Here is a 20,231-nt window from a genome sequence, read left to right on the forward strand (position 1 = left end):
GGGTCCTCTCTGTTCGATGAAGGGTTCTTGCATGCGCGACAGGTCGGCGCTCATGTCGCCGGCTTGAGTGCCACCAGCGCATCGGCGGCGACGATGCCGCGTTCGCCGAGGAACAGCGGGTTCAGGTCGATCTCCGCGATCCGGCCCGCATGGTCAGCCACCAGCCACGATACCCGCGACAGCACGTCGGCGAGCGCGTCCACATCCAGTGGCGGACGACCGCGATAGCCGGTCAGCAGCGGCGCGGACCGGATGCGACCGATCATCGCACGTGCCGTCACGGTGTCGAACGGCGCGAACTCGTGGGTGACATCGCGCAGCAGTTCCGTCGCGATGCCGCCGAGCCCGAACATCACCACCGGCCCGAACACGGGATCGACCACCGCACCGACGATCACTTCGGTGCCGCGCGCCATCTCGGTCACCAGGATGCCGTCGATCCGTGCCCCCGGGTTATGCCGCCGAGCGTTGTCCTCGACTTCCCGCGCGGCCGCCTTCAGTCCCAGCAGGCCGGCGACGCCCAGACGCACGCAGCCGGCTTCGGTCTTGTGCGGGATGTCCGGCGACTCGATCTTCACGGCCCACGGCGCGTCGAACGGCAGCGCCGACAACCGGCCGATCTCGGCCGGCGACAGCAGGACCTCGTGCGTGACCGGGATGCCGTACGCGGCCAGGATGGCCTTGGAACGATGCTCGCCGAGCGTGCCGCCCGCGGCAGGCAGGTCGAGCCGCACCGGCGCGACGCAGCGCGGTGCCGGCACGGGGCGCAGGGCGTGAGCCCTGCGGCGCGCGGCGAAGCTCGACAGCGCCCCGGCCGCGACTGCGCAGCGCGCCGGCGTCGAGATAAGCGGTACGCGCGCCGCCCGCAGCATCGCGATCATCGACTGAATGCGCTCGGGCGGTTCGTTCTGGCTGATGATCACCGGCTTGTCGGTGCCCTTCAATATCTCGAGCAGTTCGGCGCACCAGGGCTCGGCATTGGCACCGCCGATCGAGCGCGGGATCAGCATGTCGACAGACGGGTCGGCGAGCAGCGTGCGGATGATCTGGTTGTATTCCTTCCAGGCCGCCGAGAAATGCGCGGTCACGTCGACCGGGTTCCCGAGCGACGCGAAGTCGGGCGCTACCGGCCGTATCGCATCGATCGATGCCTGCCCGGGCAGTGGCAGTTCCAGCCCGGCCTCCTCGCAGCGGTCCGCCATCAGCACGCCGGCCCCACCGGAGGTGGTCAGGATGGTCACGCCCTTGCCCTTGGGCAGGCGGCCACCGAGGAAGACATGCAGCGTGTCGATGAGATCGTCGATGTCACGGATCTGCACGAAGCCGCCACGCTCGAACGCCGTGCGGTACAGCTCGGCGCTCGCGGTCAGGTTGGCGGTGTGCGAGGCCACGGCACGCCGGCCGGCGACGGTGTTGCCGACCTTCCAGACGAGGATCGGCTTGCCCAGCTGCAGCGCGCGTTCGCCCAGCGCGAGCAGTGCACGCCCATCGGTCAGTCCTTCCATGTAGGTGACCAGCACCTCGACCTCCGGGCGCTCGATCAGGCAGGCCATCATCTCGAGCGAGCTGATGTTGGCCTCGTTGCCGGTCGAGAACACGTAGCTGAAGCCGATGCCCTCGCGCTGCGCGGCGGAGACCACCGAATAGCCGAAGCCGCCGCTCTGCGTGACCATCGAGACCGGCCCCGCCTTCAGCGCCGGATTGGCGAACGAGTGGCCGAAGCCCAGGTAGGCGCGCATGCGGAGGTTCATCACGCCCTGGCAGTTCGGGCCGATGATCCGGATACCCGTGTCGGCCAGGGCGCTGTCGAGCTCACGCTGGAGGCCCATGCCACGTTCGCCGAGTTCGCGAAAGCCCGCAGACAGCACGATTGCGTGGGGCACGCCTGCGCGACCGAGGTCGCGGATCGCCTGCGGCACCGAAGCGCCCGGCACCGCGATCAGGCCGATGTCGCATGGCTGGGGCAACTCGGCCGCGCTCGCATAACAGCGCAGCCCGCGCACCGTCTGGTAGCGCGGATTCACCGGATAGACGGCGCCTTCGTAACCGAATTCGGTCAGGAACCGCATCGGCTGGCCGCCGATCTTGCGCGCGTCCTCGGTGGCGCCGATCACCGCGACGCCGCGGGGCTCGATCAGCCGGGAGAAATCCGCCGTCATGTCAGTCCGCCTTGATGCCAGCCGTCTTGACGATCTTCGCCCAGCGATCGATTTCCGACTTCACCAGCGCCAGGAATGCCTCCGGGGTCCCGGTGGCGATCTCGATGCCCTGGATGGCAAAGCGCTCCTTCATCTCGGACGATGCCATCGCGGTGCGCACACCGGTGTTGATGCGGGCGAGCAGCGGACGTGGGATGCCACCCGGGCCGGCGATACCCCACCACGGCGTCGCATCGTAGCCTTTGAACCCTTCTTCGGCGATCGTCGGCAGGTCGGGCGTGACCGGGCTACGCTTGGCGCTGGTCACGGCGAGGGCGCGCAGCTTGCCTGCCTTCACGAACGGCCCCACGGTCGACCAGCTGCCGAAGCTGTACTGGATCTGGCCGCCGATCACCTCGGTCAGTGCCGGCGACAATCCCTTGTAGGGCACGTGGATCACGTCGATGCCGGCCATGCTCTTGAGGAGTTCGCCCATCAGGTGCGAGGTACCGCCAGAGCCGGTGGACCCGTAGGCGAGCGTGCCCGGTCTGGCCTTGGCCATGGCCACGAGGTCGCGCACGTTCTTGACCGGCAGCGAGACATTCGAGACGAGCACGAACGGCGACTCGCCAGTCTGCGCGACCATCGTGAAGTCGCGCAGCGAATCGTAGGGAAGCTTCGCGATCACGCTCGGATTGACGGCATGCGCCAGGCCGATCTGCAGCAGCGTGTAGCCGTCGGCCGGGGAGCGCGCGACCAGGTCGCTGCCGATCACCGTACCACCGCCCGGCCGGTTGTCGACCAGCACGCTCTGGCCCCAGATATCCGCCAGCTTCGAACCGACCGCACGCGCGATGAGGTCGTTCGCTGCACCCGGTGCGAACGGCACGATGAAGCGAACCGGCCGCGAGGGCCATTCGTCACCGCCTCCCCGGGGTGCCTGGGCCAGCGCCATGGGCATCGCCAGCAGGGATGCCGCGCCAAGCGCAGCGATGAACGGAAGCGTCTTCGATGTCGGGTTCATTCGGTGGATCCTCTGCGAAACGTTCAGTCGGCAGGTCGCCGGGCTGCAGCATGCAATTCGGCGTGGGTCTCGTGCGCGAGCTGCATCGCCCGCGCGAACTCGGCGTCGAGCGCGCGATAGAAAAGGCGCTTGGTCGCCTGCAGGGCAGGCCCGGGAAGCGCCGCCAGTTCGGCCGCGAGCGCCAACGCCGCGTCCACTTCTGCACCGTCTTCCACCACGTCGTTGATCAAGCCGAGTTCGAACGCACGTGCAGGCTCGATCGACCGTCCGGTGGCGAGCAGTTCGAACGCTGCCTTGGTGCCCACCTGACGCGCGAGGTTCGGCGTCACCGAAGCGGCCAGGATGCCCCGCCTGACCTCGGGATAGCCGAAGCGGGAGCTGCGGGCAGCCACCACCATATCGCAGGCAAGGGCGAGCGCGCAGCCACCGCCGAGCACGTGTCCCCGGGTGGCGGCGACCACCGGCTTTGCAAGGCCGGGCAGCAGCAGCTGAAGCGAGGCGGTGAGGGCGCTGCGTCGTTCTACGCCCAGACGTTCCGCGGGCGGGACATCCCTGAACTCCGCCATGTCGGCGCCGGCCGAGAACGCGCGCCCGGCACCGGCCAGGACGATCGCACCGATCGCCGCGTCCGTATCGGCCGACTGCAACGCGGCGATCAGTGCTTCGATCATTACCGTGTTCATCGCGTTGAGCTTGTCGGGGCGGTTCAGCGTGAGCAGCCGGACCGCGCCCCGGGTCTCGACGAGCAGTACGTCCGTGGCCATCGTTCAGCGTCCCTGGAAGCGCGGCGCGCGTTTTTCCTTGAACGCCGCCACGCCTTCCTTGTGGTCCTCGGACAGACGTACGTGCGTCTGCATCAGCGCCTCGTAGTCGAGCAGCTGTTCCAGGGTCGGCGTGTACATGAACTGGAACATCTTCTTGGTGAGCCCGAGCATCCAAGTGGCCGATGCGGCCATCTCGGCCGCCAGCGCCCGGGCCTCGGCCTGAAGCGCGACGTCTGGCACCACCTTCATCGCGATGTTCAGCGCGGCGAGTTCGTCGGCGCCGACCTTGCGCCCGGTGTAGACCAGTTCCTTCGCCTTGGCGATGCCGAGGTACTGTGAGAGAAAGAAGATGGCGCCGCCGTCGGGCACCACGCCGACGCGCTTGAACGACAGCGCCAGTGTCGTACTCTGCGCGGCCAGGATCAGGTCGCAGGCGAACATGAGGCTGGTGCCGATGCCGTAGACCGGGCCATGCACCGCGGCGATCACTGGCTTCTCGATTGCCGCCAGCGCGAGGAAGGTGCGATGGCGCGACTTCGAGCGCGCGCGCGAGCCGGTGAGATCGGTCTTTGCCATGTTGCCGATATCGCCTCCCGAGCAGAAGCCCTTGCCGCTGCCGGTCAGGATGATCGCGCGCACCGCCGGATCCGCCGACAGCTGGTGCGCGTAATCGTGCAACAGGTCGTACATCTCGTCGGACATCGCATTGAGCTTGTCGGGGCGGTCGAGGGTGAGCGTGGCGATGCCATCCGATTGTTCCATCCGTACCGTCATCATCGTTCCTTTCGTGTCCGCGCTGCGCCCGACGATCAGGCCAGCCCGAAATCGCGCAGCGCGTGCTCGCGCAGTCGGTTCTTCTGCACCTTGACGCTGGCCGTCATGCCGATCGCCTCGAAGCCGTCGACGATCTTCGCGTAGCGCGGTACCTTGAAGCCCGCGATGCGCGGGCGCGTCCATTCGATCAGCGCAGCCGGCTCCAGCGAGGCACCTTCCCTGAGTACCACATACGCGGCACCCACCTCGCCAAGGCGGGCGTCGGGTACCCCGACGACCTGCGCCTGCGCCACCGCCGGATGCCGCAGCAGCAGGTCTTCCACCTCGGCCGGAGCGACGTTCTCGCCACCGACGCGGAACACCTCCTTGATCCGGCCGATGAAATGCATGCGGCCCTGGTCGTCGAAGGTCCCGAGGTCGCCGGTGCGCAGCCAGCCGTCGGCCGTGAGGGTCTGCGCCGACTGCTCTGGCATCCCGTAGTAGCCCTTCATCAGGCTCCAGCCGCGCACCTGGATCTCTCCGGTTGCGCCCGGCGGCATCGCCTGGCCCGATTCAGGGTCGACCATGCGTACCGAAAGACCCGGCAACGGCAGCGCGTAGCTGTTCCATCGTTTCTCGGGCGGGTCACGCCAGTCGGACATGCAGACGTTCGGCGAGGCTTCGGACAATCCGTAGGCGTGGCAGATCGTCATGCCGAGGGTCTCTTCGGCCGCCTGCATCATCTGCGGGGTGCACGATCCCCAGCCGCCGCGCAGCGCAAGCTGCCGCACCGCGAGCGACGGGTGGCTCAGCATCATCTGGAACATCGGGTCGTTGCCGGACAGGAAGGTGCAGCGCTCGGCCTCGATGGCATCGAGCGAGGTGCCTGCGTCGAACACCGGGGTGGATACGAGGCACGCGCCTTGCGACAGCGCGGCCAGGATCGACAGCGTGGTGCCGGCCACGTGGAAGAACGGCCGCGCGCTGAAGTAACGCTCGCAGGGCCCCAGGCCGATCCGGCGCGCGATCGCGTCGGCATTGCGCAGCATGTTGTCGTGGCTCAACTGCACACCCTTCGGAAACGAGGTGCTGCCCGAGGTGTACTGGATCAGCACCACGTCATCGGGCGCGGCGCGGCCGGTCGGCACTGGCTGGCCGTCGCCTGCGGCGAGGAAGGAATCCCATCGGCGGGCGCCGCCAGGCACGTCCGCGCCGAGTACCGCGACATGGCGCAATCGCGGCAGGGCAGTGCCTGGAAGCGCCCCATCGATCGCCGGCTCGATCCCGCGCAGCATCTCGATGAAGTCGACCTTCAGGAAACGGTCGGCCACCGCAAGCACGGTCACGTCTGCCTGGGACAGGCAGTAGCGCAGTTCGTCCGACTTGAATCGGGTATTGACCGGGACGGTCACCGCCCCGGCGAGCGCCGCCCCGAGGAAGAAGGCGACCCATTCCACCCGGTTGCCGGTGCAGACGCCGACATGGTCGCCGGGACGTACACCGTGCGCGACCAGTGCGCATGCGACACGGCGTGCCTCCTGCCGCAGCCGCTCGAAGGTCCAGCGCACACCGTCGATCACCAGCGCCTCCTGCGCCGGCCAGCGCGCGGCGGCCGCGTCGAGGGCCTGCTCGAAGGTCGCGGGCGTCCAGCGGCCGGACGCCGGTTCTGGCACCTGCACCACGTTGCCGAGGATGGTCGCGGTATCCATGCTATTGCGGCAGGCCGAGCACGGCCTTGGCCAGGATGTTGCGCTGGATCTCGTTCGAGCCGCCGTAGATGGTGCCCGGGCGTGAACTGTAGAACGGGGCGAGCATGTTCATCGGCGTGCCGTCGACATCGGTGTCGCCACCGAGCGCGCCGTACTCGTCGCCCGCTTCCAGCATCAGTTCCGAGCACCGCTGCATCGTCTCGGTCGCCCAGATCTTCAGCAGGGAGACGTCGGGGCCGAGCGCTTCACCGCGGCGTACCTGTTCGACGAACACCTCGTAGGTGGCCGACAGGTCGACGATGTCGAGGCGCAGCGCGGTGAACCGATCCATGAACAACGGATCGGCGAACAGCCCGCGCGCCCGCGCCAGTTTTTCCAGGCGTGCGAATGCAAGTTGCGGGCGCCGCGGACTGCCGATCCCGAGCCGCTCGAAACCAAGCAGCGACTTCGCGATCGCCCAGCCCTGGCCGGGTACGCCGACCAGGTTGGCCTTCGGCGTGCGTACGCCGTCGAAGAACACCTGGCAGAACTCCTCGTCGCCGGCGATGTTGCGGATCGGCCGCACGGTGATGCCGGGTGACTTCATGTCCAGAAGCAGGAAGCTGATGCCTTCCTGCTTCTTCCCGCTGCGGTCGGTCCGCGCAAGCACGTACATGTGCGTGGCGTCCATCGCGAGCGTCGTCCAGATCTTGCTGCCGTCGATCACGTAGTCGCCGCCATCCTCCACCGCCGCGGTCTGCAGGCTGGCGAGGTCGGATCCGGCGTTCGGTTCGGAATAGCCCTGGCACCAGATCGCCTCGCCGGACAACGTTCGCGGCAGGAACCATTCCTTCTGGTCCGGCGTGCCGTAGCGGATGAGGATCGGCCCGACCTGGGTGATGCCCTGATCGGGCATGCGGCCGCAACCATGCCGCTCGAGTTCCTCGACCATGATGATCTGCTTGAACGGCGACAGTCCCATGCCGCCGAGCGCGGTCGGCCACGACGGGGCGATCCAGCCCTTGCGGTAGAGCATGTCCCACCAGTCCCGGCACTCGTGCCAGTGCATGCGGCCGGCGGGGAAGCGCACATGCTCAGGGCAGTTCGCCTGCAGCCAGGTACGCACCTCCGTGCGGAAGACCTCATCGGCAAGTGCATCCCATTCAAGGGGCGCATCGCCGGCGGTACCGTTTCGCGGGTCGATCATCAGGCGTCCTCAGGCTGCGGCGGCATCCAGCGGCACCAACGCGGCATAGCGGGTGCGGTGAAGCCGCGCATTGCCGAGCCAGGCTGAAAGTACCAGCGCGCGCTTCACGTACAGGCCGACATCGCAGTCGTCGGTAAAACCGATTGCACCATGCATCTGGACGGCCTCGCGCGTGATCCGGTGCGCGGTCTCGCAGGCACGCGCCTTGGCGCGACTGGCGGCCGCGCTGCGCAGCGGCCCGTCGTCCAGCCCTGTGGCCGTGTGCAGCGCGTGGTCGAGCGCGGCATCGCCGATACGCTGGTGGATGTAAAGATCGACCGCTCGGTGCTGCAACGCCTGGAATGCGCCGATCGGGCGCCCGAACTGCGTGCGGGTGCGCAGGTAGTCCAGCGTCACGTCCAGCAAGCGTCGCGACAGACCCAGCAGTTCGGCTGCGAGCGCGAGGTTGCCGTCGTCGACGGCTGCGGCGACCGCGCGCATGGCGCCCGCCCCCATCGCGAGCCGATGATCGGCCGGCAGTTCGACACCGTCGAAACGCAGGTCGAGCACGGGACGGCCATCGGCGAGTCGGTGCGCGACGCAGCGGATGCCAGTCATTGTCGCCGGAACCCAGTAGAGCGCCGTCTGCGCGCACTCGCGCACCGACACCACGTAGCCGTCTGCACCGGCTGCACCGACGACGAAGCGCTTGGCACCTTGCAGCATCGCCCGGTGCCCACCAGCGGACGCCGGCTGCGGCGAGGCGGTCGTGGCGAGGTTAGTCGGATCGAGGTCCCCGGCCGCTTCCTGCCAGGCAAGGGCAGGGATGATCTCACCCGAGGCGATGCTCGACAGCAGGGATGCCTTCAGCGCACCCTGGCCGCAGTTGGCGATCGCACGCGTGGCGATCATCGCTGCGGTCAGCGGCTCGGGCATCAGCGCGGCCGCCGTGCCCCTGGCCAGGATCGCATGTTCGGCCACCGACAGCCCCAGCCCGCCGTACGCTTCTGGTACGACGAGACCGGTCCAGCCGAGGCTTGCCATCGCCTGCCATGCTGAACGGTCGAATCCGGGATCGGTATCGCGCAGCGCACGCGCCCTGCGCAACGGATCGGATCGGCGACAGTAGTCCGTCACGCTGTCGGCCAGCATCCGCCGCTGGTCGGCCGCGCCGCCATCGGTCATCCCGAAACCTCGGCCCAGCCGTTGCTGAGGACGACCGCATTGCGCGCTGGCACCGTGCAGCGAAAGAAGACCTCGCCACCCTCACGCCAGATCTCGGTGCGGATGGTATCGCCCGGATACACCGGTGCGGAGAAGCGCGCCTCCATCGCGGTGAGCCGCTCCGGGTTCCAGCCGCAGAGCTGCCGCAGCAGGGCGATGCCGGCGATGCCGAAAGTGGCCCGGCCATGCAGGATGGGCTGGCTGAAGCCAGCCTTCGCGGCAAACGCCGGATCGGCATGCAGCGGGTTGTAGTCGCCCGACAGGCGATAGATGAGGGCGAGCTGGGGGATGACCGGCCAGTCGTCAGTCAGGTCAGGCGCGCGCGCGGGCAGGGTACGCGGCACCTTCGGCGACGCCGACGGGCCGCCGAAGCCACCGTTGGCCCGAGCGAAGCTGGTCGAATCGGTAGTGGCGATGCACTCGCCGGTCTTCGCATCGAGGATGCGCGTCTCGGTGAGGATCAGCGCGCCCTTGCCTTCACCCTTGTCGATGACATCGACCACGCGCGTCTCGCCGCGCAGGCTGGCCTCGGCCGGCAGCGGCCGATGCAGCCGGAAGCCCTGTTCGCCATGGACGACCTTCGTTCGGTCGACGCCGGTACGCGGGTCGCCCGCCCAGCCCATCGGCTGGCACAGCACGACCGACATCATCGGCAGCGCCTGCAGCCCCTGCTCGTAGACGAAGCGCAACTGGTGGAGGTCCATCGGATCCGCGCCGACGCCGAGCCCCAGCGCGTACAGGATGGTGTCTTTCTTAGACAGTTCGAAAGGAAGGTCCGGGATCTGCCAGTTCTTGAGGGTTTCGTAGTGGATGGTCATGGCAGTGCGCCTGTCAGATCGCGTCGTACGGGAACACGTTCACCGTCCGTTCGAGCGGCGTGAGGCTGGGCCGGAAGCTGGGCAGTGCATGTTCGGCGATGGTAGCCGGCGTCCAGCCTTCGCTGCGGTGGACGCCGCGCACGGGTCGGTGCTGGCTGAACAGGAAGAGTTCGTTCTTGCGCACCGAAAACACCTGGCCGCTGACTTCGGCCGCAGCGTCGCTGCAGAGGAAGACCGTCAGCGGGGCGTTCATCTCCGCCTTCACCGTCATGCGCTGCGCGACGCGTTTCTGCTGCGCCGGGTTGTCGGTTGGAATCGAGGCGATCATCCGCGTCCAGCCCGAGGGCGCCAGGCAGTTCGAGCGCACCCGGTACTTCTCCATGTCGCGCGCGATGCTGTTCGACAGCCCGACGATGCCCAGTTTCGCCGCTGCATAGTTGGCCTGGCCGACTGCGCCGATAAGGCCCGCGGTGGAGGTCATGTGCACGAAGGCGCCCGCTTCCTGCTTGCGGAAATGGTTGGCGGCGTGGCGCGACACGTTGAACGAGCCCTTCAGCATCACGTTCACCACGGCGTCGAAGTCGGATTCGGTCATCTTGTGGAAGATGACGTCACGCAGGATGCCGGCGTTGTTCACCACTGCATCGATGCGGCCGAACGAATCGAGCGCGCACTGGATGATCTTCTCGGCGCTGTTCCAGTCGGACACGCTGTCGTAGCTGGCGATCGCCTCGCCGCCAGCGGCCTCGATCTCGTCGACCACCTCCTGCGCCGGCGTCTGCTCGCCACCCGAGCCGTCGAGCGCCGCGCCGATGTCGTTCACCACCACCTGCGCGCCCTCGGCAGCCATCAGCAGCGCCACGCCGCGACCGACGCCGCGACCGGCCCCGGTGACCACCACGACCTTGCCATCCATCATTCCCATCGCGCTTCTCCCGTGTATTCGATACGGCACGGCGGCACGATCAGCCGCCCATGTGAGTTGACCCCGCGCCACCAGGGGCGCGCCGAAGTCGCTACTCGGGCCTTGCGCCGGAGTCTCGTACCACCTTCGCCCATCGAGCGAGTTCGCCGCGCAGGAACTCGACCGTCTGCTCGGGCGTCGTACCCATCGCCTCGGCACCCATCTGGTTGAAGCTCTCGACCGTGTCGGGCGCCTTCAGTCCCTTCACGACCACGCTGTTCGCCCGGTTCACGATCTCGCGCGGCGTTCCCGCTGGCGCCGACAGCACGTACCAGGTGCTCACCACGTAGCCCGGCAGGCCGGACTCGACCATCGTCGGAACGTCGGGGGCAAGCCGCGACCGCTTCTCGAGGGTGGTCGCAAGGGCACGCACCCGGCCAGCCCTCACGTGCGGCAGCAGCGCGGGGATACCGCTGAGCAGGAAATCGATCTCGCCGCCGAGCAGTGCCGCCGTGGCCGGTGCCGCGCCCTTGTAGGGAACGTGGACGGTGCGGATGCCAGCCATGCTGTTGACCATTTCCGCCATCAGGTGCGATGCGCCACCGATGCCGACCGAGCCGTAGTTCATCCGGCCGGGACTCCTGCGGGCGAGCGCAATCAAGTCCTTCACGTTCTTCGCGGGCACGGCGGGATGCACGACGAGGAAGTTGTCGACCATCGCCAGCAGCGTGACATGGTGGAAGTCCTTGAGGACATCGTAGCCGAGCTTCGGGTACAGCGACTGCGCGATACCATGCGTCGACAGCGAGCCGACCAGCATCGTGTAGCCGTCGGCCGGGGAGCGGGCGACGAACTCGGCGCCGATGGTGCCGCCAGCGCCGCCACGATTCTCGATGACTGCGGCGTGGCCGTAGGCCTCCTCGAGCTTGCGCGCCGCCGCTCGTCCGATGATGTCGGTCGGCCCCCCCGGCGGGAACGGAATCACGATCCGCATCGGCTTGACCGGCCATGCCGGCTGCGCAACCGCAGCGGGCGGAAGACTGGCGCAATAGGCCAGCGCGAGGGCGGCACCGCATGCCGCGACAGGGTTACGCATCACGATCCTCCGAACTGCGCGCGATCTTCTCTCCCGCGCTGTCTGTGTCTGCGACTTCGTTCGTCGCACGGGCGGGCCCGCCGCCGATGCGGCCGAAGCTTGTAGTGTTCTGACGCCCGGCCGGAGTTTACGCTGGGGGGCTGACGGTGACAAACGCCTATGGGCCGTGGACGCCGCTATCATCGCGAGATGAAAAGCACAGGCACGGCATTCAAGGTACGCGCGGCCAGCTGGGCCGAGGACTTTGCCGCGCTGCGGACCGTCCGCGAAACGGTGTTCGTCGTCGAACAGGACGTTCCCGTCGAACTCGAATGGGACGGTCTCGACGAGGGCTGCCGGCACCTGCTGGCCGAGGATACGCATGGCCGGCCGATCGGGTGCGTACGGCTGCTCCCCGACGGTCACATCGGGCGCATGGCGGTACTCGCGCCGTGGCGCGGCCGCGGCGTCGGCCGCGCGCTGCTACGGGCCATGCTCGTGCAGGCCGCGGCATCCGGGTTTGCCGTGGTGCGGCTCAATGCACAGGTGCAGGCGCTCGGCTTCTACGCGCGCGAGGGCTTTCAGGCCTGCGGAGACGTGTTCGACGACGCCGGCATCGCGCATCGCGCGATGCAGCTTGCGCTGCAGGACCACCGAAGCGACCGCTGACGCGGCAGGCTCACGCTGCGTGCGGCAGCGTGCCGGCAAGCACAGTCAGCCGATCGTGAAGCGATGGCGCACGCGGCCCGAAGGCTTTGCGTGTCGGTCCCAGGTGTGCTCGATGAACTCCACCTGGCCGCTGCGAGCGACCGACAGCAGCGTCGAACAGCGCGTGCCGTAATCGCGCTCGGGCGCGTGGATGAATGGCGCGGCCAGCGCGCGCTCGAACGAGAGCGGCGCCCCCTGCGCGGGCAGGTCGCGATCCTCCGGCGGCCGACGGTCCGAAAGCGCCGCGATGAGCGCCGCCTCTCGAGCGGAAGGATCGAGCGAAAGTGCCTCTTCCAGCGCCCGTCGGCCCCGCACCACCTTCAGCCACGGGGTGTCGAGCAGGTGGTTGCTCAGTCCATGCACCCCGGCCTCGATCGGCATGCCACCCGCACCGCCTCCCTCGAGCCGGTTCGAGTAGTAGAACAGGGAGGTCGCGTCGCCGAGCAGCACGCTGAATCCCTGGTAGTCGCCGGCGCGTCGCGCCAGGCCCTCGATGAACGCCGGCGGGGGCAGGTCGCCCTGCAGGTAGTCGGCGGCGAGCGCACCACGCGAAGGCCCGCCGGGAACCGGCGGCGCCCCGCGGTAGTTCGTCACCGCCGCGAAGCGACCGTCGAGGCCGACGCCGAACCAGGTACCGCCGCGGTCAAGGTCGCGACCGGCAAGTACATGCGGCGTATCCGTCCAGTAAGCGGCCGGCGCGGACGGACGCGCGAAATGTTCATCGCGATTGGCCGCGACGAGCAGGCGGTAGTCGGGATGCGCATCGACCGCGAACAGGATCAGGCACACGCTGGCTGGACCTCAGCGAGCACCATCGGAGACCGCTTCTGGATGGACGGGGACAAGCGACTGCAACAGCGGCCCGTCGATGGCGGACAGATGCAGCGGGTGGACCGCGGCGCTTTCGGTGCGCACCACGGCGAGCAGGTCGATGCCGCCGGCCGGCGCCCATGCCGACTCGACCACAATGCCCGTCGCCTGGCCTTCGAGGTCGGCGCTGCACAAAGCCGTGCCCGGTGCGGGAAGAGGTTCCGCCCCGGCGATGTGTGCCCGGTACAGGCGCTGCTTCAATCGGCCGAGGTACTGCGTTCGGGCCACGATCTCCTGCCCGGTGTAGCAACCCTTGCTGAAGCCGATGCCGCCGGTCAGGTCGAGGTCGATCATCTGCGGCACGAACTGCTCGCGCGTTGCCTCGTGCAGCGTTGCTTCACCGGCGTGGATCGCCGCCCAACGCCAGGCCGGTTCACCGGCGGGCGTGATCGTCGCCGCCAGCGTCGTCCAGAGGTCGGCTGCGGCGTCGGGCTGCACCACAAGTTCGAAGCGACCGCCGTCCAGGGAGAGCCACTGCATGCCGTGGGCCTGCACGATCGCGCCAGCAGTCGGCAGCGCCTCTGGCGCGGCGCCCAGCGCGGCGGCCAGGCGCGCGCCCGCCTGAGGCCCGGCCACACCGATACGCACGCTCTGGCCGCTGCGGTCGGACACGGATACCTTCGATCGGAGCACATACATCGACAGCCGCTTGCGAATCGGTTCGAGCTGGCCGACAGGCAGCTGCATGCAGTAGCCGTCGGCGTCCTGCCAAAGCCTGAAGGTCGCCAGCGCACGGCCTTTCGGCGTGCACAGCGCCCCGGGGCGGCTGGCCCGCGTGGATGCTTCGCGCACATCGCAGGTCAGCTGCCCTTGCAGGAACACCTGTGCATCGCTTCCGGCAAAGCCGATCACCCCGAGATGCGAGAGATCGCACAGCACGGCACCTTCGCTGGCGGCCAAACGCTCGGCGGCGGGATCACCGAAGGTCTCGACGTCGGCGGATTCAGCGCCTGCCCGGGCACCCCGAGCGCGCAGGAAGACCTGCCAGTCGCTATTCAAGGCGCCATTCATGGTCGTCATTCGTCATTCCGGTGGTCATTCAAGGCCCGCCGATTATAGAGCGCGGCTGCGCCGAAGCCGGCGCCACAGGACGTCGATGGACGACTGATCGAGGCTAAGATGTGACCCACCGACGGCGGGGGGAGAGTGAAGACGATCATGTTGGAGGCCACCAGTGGTGCGGGCTTCATGCGGCTGCTCGAGCCAGGCACGGCGCCGGGCAAGGTGGCGTCGCAGCCATGAACGCCCGGTCGCACAGCCACCCGATCAGCATGGACATTTCCGGCTGGCGCGAAGCGCCGTTCGCCCCCGGCGGCGAATGCGTGTTTGCCGTTGGTGACGTGCATGGCTGCGCGGCACAGCTGGGCGAGCTCCTCGACACCGTGGCCGGCATCGCCCGCGCCGTGGACGCACCTTCGCGGCTGGTCTTCCTGGGCGACCTGATCGACCGGGGACCGGACAGCCTCGGCGTGCTCGACCTGTGGGCGACGGATGCATCGGCGCGCAGCGTCGATCGTATCGATCGGTTGATGGGCAACCACGAGATGTCGCTGCTGCTCGCGATCGGCGACGGCCCCCATGCGCCGGCCGCGCGCCAGCTGTGGCTGGGCGAACACATGGGCGGCGGCGCGGTGCTGGGCGAGATGCGCCGGCGTGCAGGGCGCCCGGATGCAGCCCTCGACCACTCGCTGCTGCAAGCGACCATGGGCAGCACGGTGACGACCTGCCTGCATTCGATGCAGACGCACCTGCAGCTTGGCAACGTGCTGTTCGTGCATGGTGGCCTGAGGCCCATGGTCGACGCAACGGCCTACCTGTCGCAAGCCTGGACGCGGTTCCGGGAAGCCGAATGGGCCTGGATCATGGCCGACTTCCTGCAGTGGAAGGAAGGCTTCGGTGGCCTGCGGGTAGTGCACGGACACACCCCGCCGGCACGCCATCTCGAACTTACGGGCCAGGACGATCCCCATTGCTTCATGTACGACCGCCTCGGCCTGGACGGCGGCAGCAGCCGCAACGGTATCGTGACTGCCGCGCAGATCGAGGAGGGCCGGTACCGCATCCTGCGCGCGCTGGGTCCCGCCGCGCGCTGACGCTCGATGCTCGTCAGGGCTGGTATTCGATGGCGGTGAGCCAGAGACGGGTGTCGAACTCCAGTTGATGGTAGGCCGGCTCCATGTGCCGGCAAAGCGCGTAGAAGGCCTTGTCATGAGACCGTTCCTTGAGATGCGCGAGTTCGTGCACCACGATCATCCGCAGCAGGGGTTCCGGAACCTGCCTGAACAGGCCAGCTACGCGGATCTCGCGCTTGGCCTTGAGCCTGCCGCCCTGTACGCGCGAGACGGCGGTATGCATGCCGAGCGCGTTGCGAACGGCATGCAGCCGGTTGTCGTATGCGACCCGCGACAACGGATCGGCGGTGCGCAGGTAGCGGCTCTTGATCTGCATCACGTAGCCGTACAGCGCGCCGTCGGTACGGAGATCGTGGGATGGCCCGTGGCGCCGCGAGAGGGTATCCAGCAGCGTGCCCTGCCGGAGCAGTGAAGCTGCGCCGGCAAGCAGGTCGGGCGGGTAGCCCGCGAGATAAGGCAGCAAGGGAACAGGACAGTCCACGCAGGATTCTCGCCGACAAAGCCGTGCCTGTAGTGCGCTACGGCGTGCGAGTGGAACTCGCGGTGCCGGCGCCCTTTGTGTTCCGGTAGACGACAGGATAGCCTTCGCTCGGATCCACGATCCTGATCACGCCGTCGGCCAGCGAGAAGCCCAGCGTCCTGGCAGGCGTGGAGGGATCGGCCTGGTCCTTGCACTCTGCTTTCGTGAGATCGGCGTTGAGCTTGCAATCCAGCATCGCCAGGCGGAACTGGGAGCCCTCGATCGTGAGGGTTGCCGCAAGCTGGCCGAACACCTGCAGACCCATCGTCGCGGTCCCGCGCGACTGTCGATCCTTTGCCAGGAAGTCCGGGCTGGCCCTGGTGGCGCCGATATCGATGGCGTAAGTGCCGTCGACCGGGTTGCTACAACCACCGAGCATCAACAGACTCAGCGCAGATGCGCAAATGACCTTTTTCAAGGCAATCCTCAAACTCAAGATGCGACGGGGAGGGGGAGAATACATGTAACTCGGCGGACATTTCATGACTGTCGGTACAGTCATCCTTGACCTTGACGGTTCTCAAGGCCGAAGCGGCATGCCATTCCCGGTCGTTCGCAAACCACCGCCGCGCGGACCGGTGCGCCTCCCCGGGAGTCGCGCATCGTGACGGGGGGGCGAACGGAGCAACACGGCGATCACGAAAACAAAAGCCCAGCACGCGGGCTGGGCTATTCGCTTTCGGATGGCTCCCCGACCTGGGCTCGAACCAGGGACCTGCGGATTAACAGTCCGTCGCTCTACCGACTGAGCTATCGGGGAACAGGCAAGCCCACGAATATAGCGAACCCGCCGCGGGTGGTCAATGCACTTTGCAGCGACCGCCCCGCGAAGCCTATTTGTCGAGCACGGCTGCGATCGCGTCGGCGACGTAATCGAGGTTGCGGCTGTTCAGCGCCGCCACGCAGATCCGCCCGGTGTCGATCGCATAGATCGAGTACTCATCGCGCAACCGGTTGACCTGCTCGGCGGTCAGCCCCGAATACGAGAACATCCCGCGCTGCTCGATGACGAAATCGAAGTCGGCGCCAGGCACCCGCGCCTTGAGTTTCTCGACCAGTTGCCGGCGCAGCGACTTGATGCGATCGCGCATGTGGGCAAGTTCGCTGTCCCACAATGCACGGCCGTCGCCGGAATTGAGGACGCTGGCCACGATCTTCGCCCCGAAACCAGCGGGATTCGAGTAATTCGTCCGGATCACGCGCTTGAGCTGACTCAGCACGCGGCCGGACTCCTCTTTCGATGTGGTCACCACCGACAGCGCGCCGATACGCTCGCCGTAAAGCGAAAACGACTTAGAGAAAGAATTCGCGACTACCGACGGTCGGCCGGTTTCGGCAAAGCGCCGGACGACCTCGCCATCGGCATCCAGTCCGTCGCCGAAGCCCTGGTAGGCGATGTCGAGGAAGGGGATCAGTCCGCGGCGGGTCACCACATCGATGACCGTCGTCCACTGGTCGCGGCTGAGGTCCGCCCCGGTCGGGTTGTGGCAGCAGGCATGCAGCACGGCGATCGAGCCGGCAGGCATGCGCTCGAAGTCGGCCATCATCCGGTCGAAGGCTACGCCACGGGTCGCAACGTCGTAGTACGCGTAGTTCTCGACCTGGAAGCCGGCGGCTTCGAACAGGCCGCGGTGGTTTTCCCAACTCGGGTCGCTGATGTAGACCTTCGCGCCCGGGGCGAAACGCTTCAGGAAGTCTGCGCCGATCTTCAGGCCGCCCGTGCCGCCGAGCGACTGCACGGTCACGACGCGGCCCTCGGTCACCACCGGGCTGGCGGCGCCGAACACGAGGTCGCGCACCGCGCGGTTGTAGTCGGCGAATCCGTCGCCCTGCAGGTAGACATGCGGGGCAGGCGACTCCTCCATCCGGCGTTCAGCCTGGCGAACACACTCGAGCAACGGTACCTTGCCGTCCTCGTCATAGTAGACACCGACCCCGAGATTCACCTTCTTCGGGTTCTTGTCGGCGTTGTAGGCCTCCGTCACACCCAGGATGGGGTCACGTGGGGCCATGGACACTTCGGCGAGGAACGACGGCGTTGCGGGCGGGTTCATGATCGCTTTGCAGATATGATGTTCGGTTGAATTTCGACAAAGAGTTTACCTGCAATGGAACGTTCGAGGCGCAATCCCCCCCGGTCAGGCGGCGCGACCGCCGCGCGCGGCGGTGCCCGGGCCGGCAGCGGCGATGACAACGGCACGGAACTCGCGCTCGCCGAACTTGCGCCGTTCATGCGGCGCGCCGCGCAGAACCGCGACGCGGCGGCGGCGGTCGGCGAGAGCGCTGGCGCGCCGGCCACGCCGGCGGGCGCGCCGTCGAAGGAACCCGTCGAGGTGAAGACCTGGCCCGGGAGCCCGTTCCGGCTCCACCTGATCTATCCGCCGGCCGGCGATCAGCCGACGGCGATCGAGAAGCTGACCGAAGGCATCCGTGACGGCCTGGCGTTCCAGACGCTGCTCGGGGTCACCGGCTCGGGCAAGACCTACACGATGGCCAACGTGATCGCACGCATCGGACGCCCGGCGCTGCTGCTCGCGCCGAACAAGACGCTGGCTGCCCAGCTCTATGCCGAGATGCGCGAGTTCTTCCCGGAGAACGCGATCGAGTATTTCGTCTCGTACTACGACTACTACCAGCCCGAGGCGTACGTACCCTCGCGCGACCTGTTCATCGAGAAGGATTCATCGATCAACGAGCACATCGAGCAGATGCGGCTGTCGGCGACCAAGTCGCTGCTCGAGCGGCGGGACACGATCATCATCGCCACCGTCTCCTGCATCTACGGCATCGGCGACCCGGTCGACTACCACAGCATGATCCTGCACCTGCGCGCGCAGGAGAAGATCGCGCAGCGCGAAGTGATCAGCCGCCTTACCACGATGCAATACCAGCGCAACGACATGGAGTTCAAGCGGGGAACCTTCCGGGTGCGCGGCGACACGATCGACATCTTCCCGGCCGAGAGCGCGGAGATCGCGGTACGCGTGTCGCTGTTCGACGACGAGATCGAGGAACTCTCGCTGTTCGACCCGCTGACCGGGCATATCCTGCGCAAGACCACGCGCTACACCGTCTACCCGTCCAGCCACTATGTGACCCCGCGCAGCACGACGCAGCGCGCGGTCGAGGCGATCAAGCTGGAGTTGCACGACCGGATCAACCATTTTGCCGAAACGGGCAAGCTGATCGAGGCACAGCGCATCGAGCAACGCACGCGCTTCGACCTCGAGATGCTCAACGAGATGGGCTTCTGCAAGGGCATCGAGAACTACTCGCGCCACCTGTCGGGCCGGGGTCCCGGCGAACCACCGCCGACGCTGATCGACTACCTGCCGCAGGAGGCGCTGCTGATCATCGACGAAAGTCACGTAAGCATCCCGCAGGTCGGGGGCATGTACCGCGGCGATCGCGCACGCAAGGAGAACCTGGTCGAATACGGCTTCCGCCTGCCCTCCGCGATGGATAACCGGCCGCTGAAGTTCGAGGAGTTCGAGCAGTTGATGCCTCAGACCATCTTCGTCTCGGCGACGCCGTCGAACTATGAGCGGGACCACGCGGGCCAGGTGGTTGAACAGGTGGTGCGCCCCACCGGCCTGGTCGACCCGCAGATCGAGGTGCGCCCCGCTGCCACGCAGGTCGATGACCTGCTGCTGGAGGCGAAGCTGCGCATCGCGAAGAACGAGCGGGTGCTGGTGACCACGCTCACCAAGCGCATGGCAGAGGACCTTACCGAGTACCTGTCCGAGCAGGGCATCGCGGTGCGCTACCTGCATTCGGACATCGATACCGTCGAGAGGGTAGAGATCATTCGCGACCTGCGTCTGGGCCAGTTCGACGTGCTGGTCGGCATAAACCTGTTGCGCGAAGGACTCGACCTGCCGGAGGTTTCGCTGGTGGCGATCCTGGACGCCGACAAGGAAGGTTTCCTGCGCTCCGAACGATCGCTGATCCAGACCATCGGACGCGCGGCGCGGCACCTGAACGGCCGGGCGATCCTGTACGCAGACCGGATCACCGACTCGATGGAGAAGGCGATCGGCGAGACGAACCGTCGGCGCACACGCCAGGAAGCACACAACCTGGAGCAGGGCATCACGCCGCGCGGCGTCAAGAAGGAGATCCGCGACCTCATCGACGGCGTCTACGACACCGAACATGCGCACCAGAAGTTGAAAGCCGCGCAGGACGATGCTGGCTACGAACTGATGAGCGACAAGGAGTTGACGCGGGAGCTCAAGCGCGTCGAGAAGGAGATGATGGAGCGGGCGCGCAACCTCGAGTTCGAAAAGGCTGCCCAGGCACGCGATCGGCTCAATGCGCTCAAGGAACTGCTGTTCGGACGCGGTCGGGAGACCGAACCCTCCGCGGATCCCGGCAGCCGCTGAGGCGGCAAGGAGAAAAAAAGCCCGGCTCCTCGCGGGGCCGGG

At 67.4% G+C, this 20,231-nt stretch carries 16 protein-coding genes, 1 tRNA gene and 1 pseudogene; 3 read left to right on the forward strand and 15 right to left on the reverse strand.

The features are described 5' to 3' along the window. Positions 1–50 precede the first annotated feature (50 nt). The 9 genes and pseudogenes from ING98_13880 to ING98_13920 form a co-directional block, all read right to left on the reverse strand. On the reverse strand, positions 51–2,159 hold the full coding sequence (locus ING98_13880) for an acetate--CoA ligase family protein (protein MCA3102955.1): 2,109 nt from the start codon (positions 2,157–2,159) through the stop codon (positions 51–53). Between the two features lies 1 nt (position 2,160). Next, positions 2,161–3,162 carry a tripartite tricarboxylate transporter substrate binding protein gene (locus ING98_13885; protein MCA3102956.1) on the reverse strand — a complete coding sequence of 334 codons (1,002 nt, stop codon included), beginning with the start codon at positions 3,160–3,162 and terminating at the stop codon, positions 2,161–2,163. A gap of 23 nt (positions 3,163–3,185) precedes the next feature. Then, positions 3,186–3,926: an enoyl-CoA hydratase/isomerase family protein gene (locus ING98_13890; GenBank protein ID MCA3102957.1), complete on the reverse strand. Its 741-nt coding sequence runs from the start codon at positions 3,924–3,926 to the stop codon at positions 3,186–3,188. 3 nt (positions 3,927–3,929) lie between these two features. After that, positions 3,930–4,700 (reverse strand): enoyl-CoA hydratase/isomerase family protein, encoded by a 771-nt coding sequence (locus tag ING98_13895; GenBank protein ID MCA3102958.1) that lies wholly within the window; start codon positions 4,698–4,700, stop codon positions 3,930–3,932. 35 nt (positions 4,701–4,735) lie between these two features. Beyond that, positions 4,736–6,388, reverse strand: coding sequence for an AMP-binding protein (locus tag ING98_13900; GenBank protein ID MCA3102959.1), 1,653 nt, complete (start codon positions 6,386–6,388; stop codon positions 4,736–4,738). A gap of 1 nt (position 6,389) precedes the next feature. Beyond that, positions 6,390–8,705 (reverse strand): annotated as a pseudogene (locus tag ING98_13905) (acyl-CoA dehydrogenase). A gap of 29 nt (positions 8,706–8,734) precedes the next feature. Beyond that, positions 8,735–9,595 carry a MaoC family dehydratase N-terminal domain-containing protein gene (locus tag ING98_13910; GenBank protein MCA3102960.1) on the reverse strand — a complete coding sequence of 287 codons (861 nt, stop codon included), beginning with the start codon at positions 9,593–9,595 and terminating at the stop codon, positions 8,735–8,737. Positions 9,596–9,608: 13 nt separating this feature from the next. Beyond that, positions 9,609–10,514: an SDR family NAD(P)-dependent oxidoreductase gene (locus ING98_13915; protein MCA3102961.1), complete on the reverse strand. Its 906-nt coding sequence runs from the start codon at positions 10,512–10,514 to the stop codon at positions 9,609–9,611. A 97-nt stretch (positions 10,515–10,611) separates the two neighbouring features. Further along, positions 10,612–11,595, reverse strand: a complete 984-nt coding sequence (locus ING98_13920) for a tripartite tricarboxylate transporter substrate binding protein (protein ID MCA3102962.1) — start codon at positions 11,593–11,595, stop codon at positions 10,612–10,614. 189 nt (positions 11,596–11,784) lie between these two features. On the opposite strand from ING98_13920, the gene ING98_13925 reads away from it, so the two are divergent. Next, complete coding sequence (locus ING98_13925) at positions 11,785–12,243, forward strand: GNAT family N-acetyltransferase (GenBank protein MCA3102963.1); 459 nt, start codon at positions 11,785–11,787, stop codon at positions 12,241–12,243. A gap of 45 nt (positions 12,244–12,288) precedes the next feature. On the opposite strand, the gene ING98_13930 is transcribed toward ING98_13925, so the two are convergent. Both ING98_13930 and ING98_13935 read right to left on the reverse strand, forming a co-directional pair. Beyond that, positions 12,289–13,071 (reverse strand): NRDE family protein, encoded by a 783-nt coding sequence (locus ING98_13930; protein MCA3102964.1) that lies wholly within the window; start codon positions 13,069–13,071, stop codon positions 12,289–12,291. A gap of 12 nt (positions 13,072–13,083) precedes the next feature. Then, entirely contained in the window at positions 13,084–14,172 is a 1,089-nt protein-coding gene (locus tag ING98_13935; protein ID MCA3102965.1) for a folate-binding protein YgfZ, read from the reverse strand. A gap of 218 nt (positions 14,173–14,390) precedes the next feature. Here ING98_13935 and ING98_13940 point away from each other — a divergent pair, with 218 nt between their 5' ends. Then, positions 14,391–15,245 (forward strand): metallophosphoesterase, encoded by an 855-nt coding sequence (locus ING98_13940; protein MCA3102966.1) that lies wholly within the window; start codon positions 14,391–14,393, stop codon positions 15,243–15,245. Between the two features lie 13 nt (positions 15,246–15,258). Here ING98_13940 and ING98_13945 read toward each other — a convergent pair whose 3' ends face one another. The 4 genes from ING98_13945 to ING98_13960 all read right to left on the reverse strand — a co-directional run bounded on the left by ING98_13945 (position 15,259) and on the right by ING98_13960 (position 17,816). After that, entirely contained in the window at positions 15,259–15,765 is a 507-nt protein-coding gene (locus ING98_13945; GenBank protein ID MCA3102967.1) for a M48 family metallopeptidase, read from the reverse strand. A gap of 37 nt (positions 15,766–15,802) precedes the next feature. Beyond that, positions 15,803–16,267, reverse strand: coding sequence for a hypothetical protein (locus tag ING98_13950; protein ID MCA3102968.1), 465 nt, complete (start codon positions 16,265–16,267; stop codon positions 15,803–15,805). Between the two features lie 221 nt (positions 16,268–16,488). Continuing rightward, positions 16,489–16,564, reverse strand: a tRNA-Asn gene (locus tag ING98_13955). Between the two features lie 73 nt (positions 16,565–16,637). Further along, a complete protein-coding gene (locus ING98_13960) occupies positions 16,638–17,816 on the reverse strand; it encodes an aspartate/tyrosine/aromatic aminotransferase (GenBank protein ID MCA3102969.1) in 1,179 nt (392 codons plus the stop codon). A 219-nt stretch (positions 17,817–18,035) separates the two neighbouring features. On the opposite strand from ING98_13960, the gene uvrB reads away from it, so the two are divergent. Further along, the gene (uvrB, locus tag ING98_13965; protein ID MCA3102970.1) at positions 18,036–20,189 is read left to right on the forward strand and encodes an excinuclease ABC subunit UvrB; all 2,154 of its coding nucleotides are present in this window, start codon (positions 18,036–18,038) and stop codon (positions 20,187–20,189) included. Positions 20,190–20,231: the final 42 nt, after the last annotated feature.

Source organism: Rhodocyclaceae bacterium, from assembly GCA_020248265.1.
Taxonomy (GTDB): Bacteria; Pseudomonadota; Gammaproteobacteria; order Burkholderiales; family CAIKXV01; genus CAIKXV01.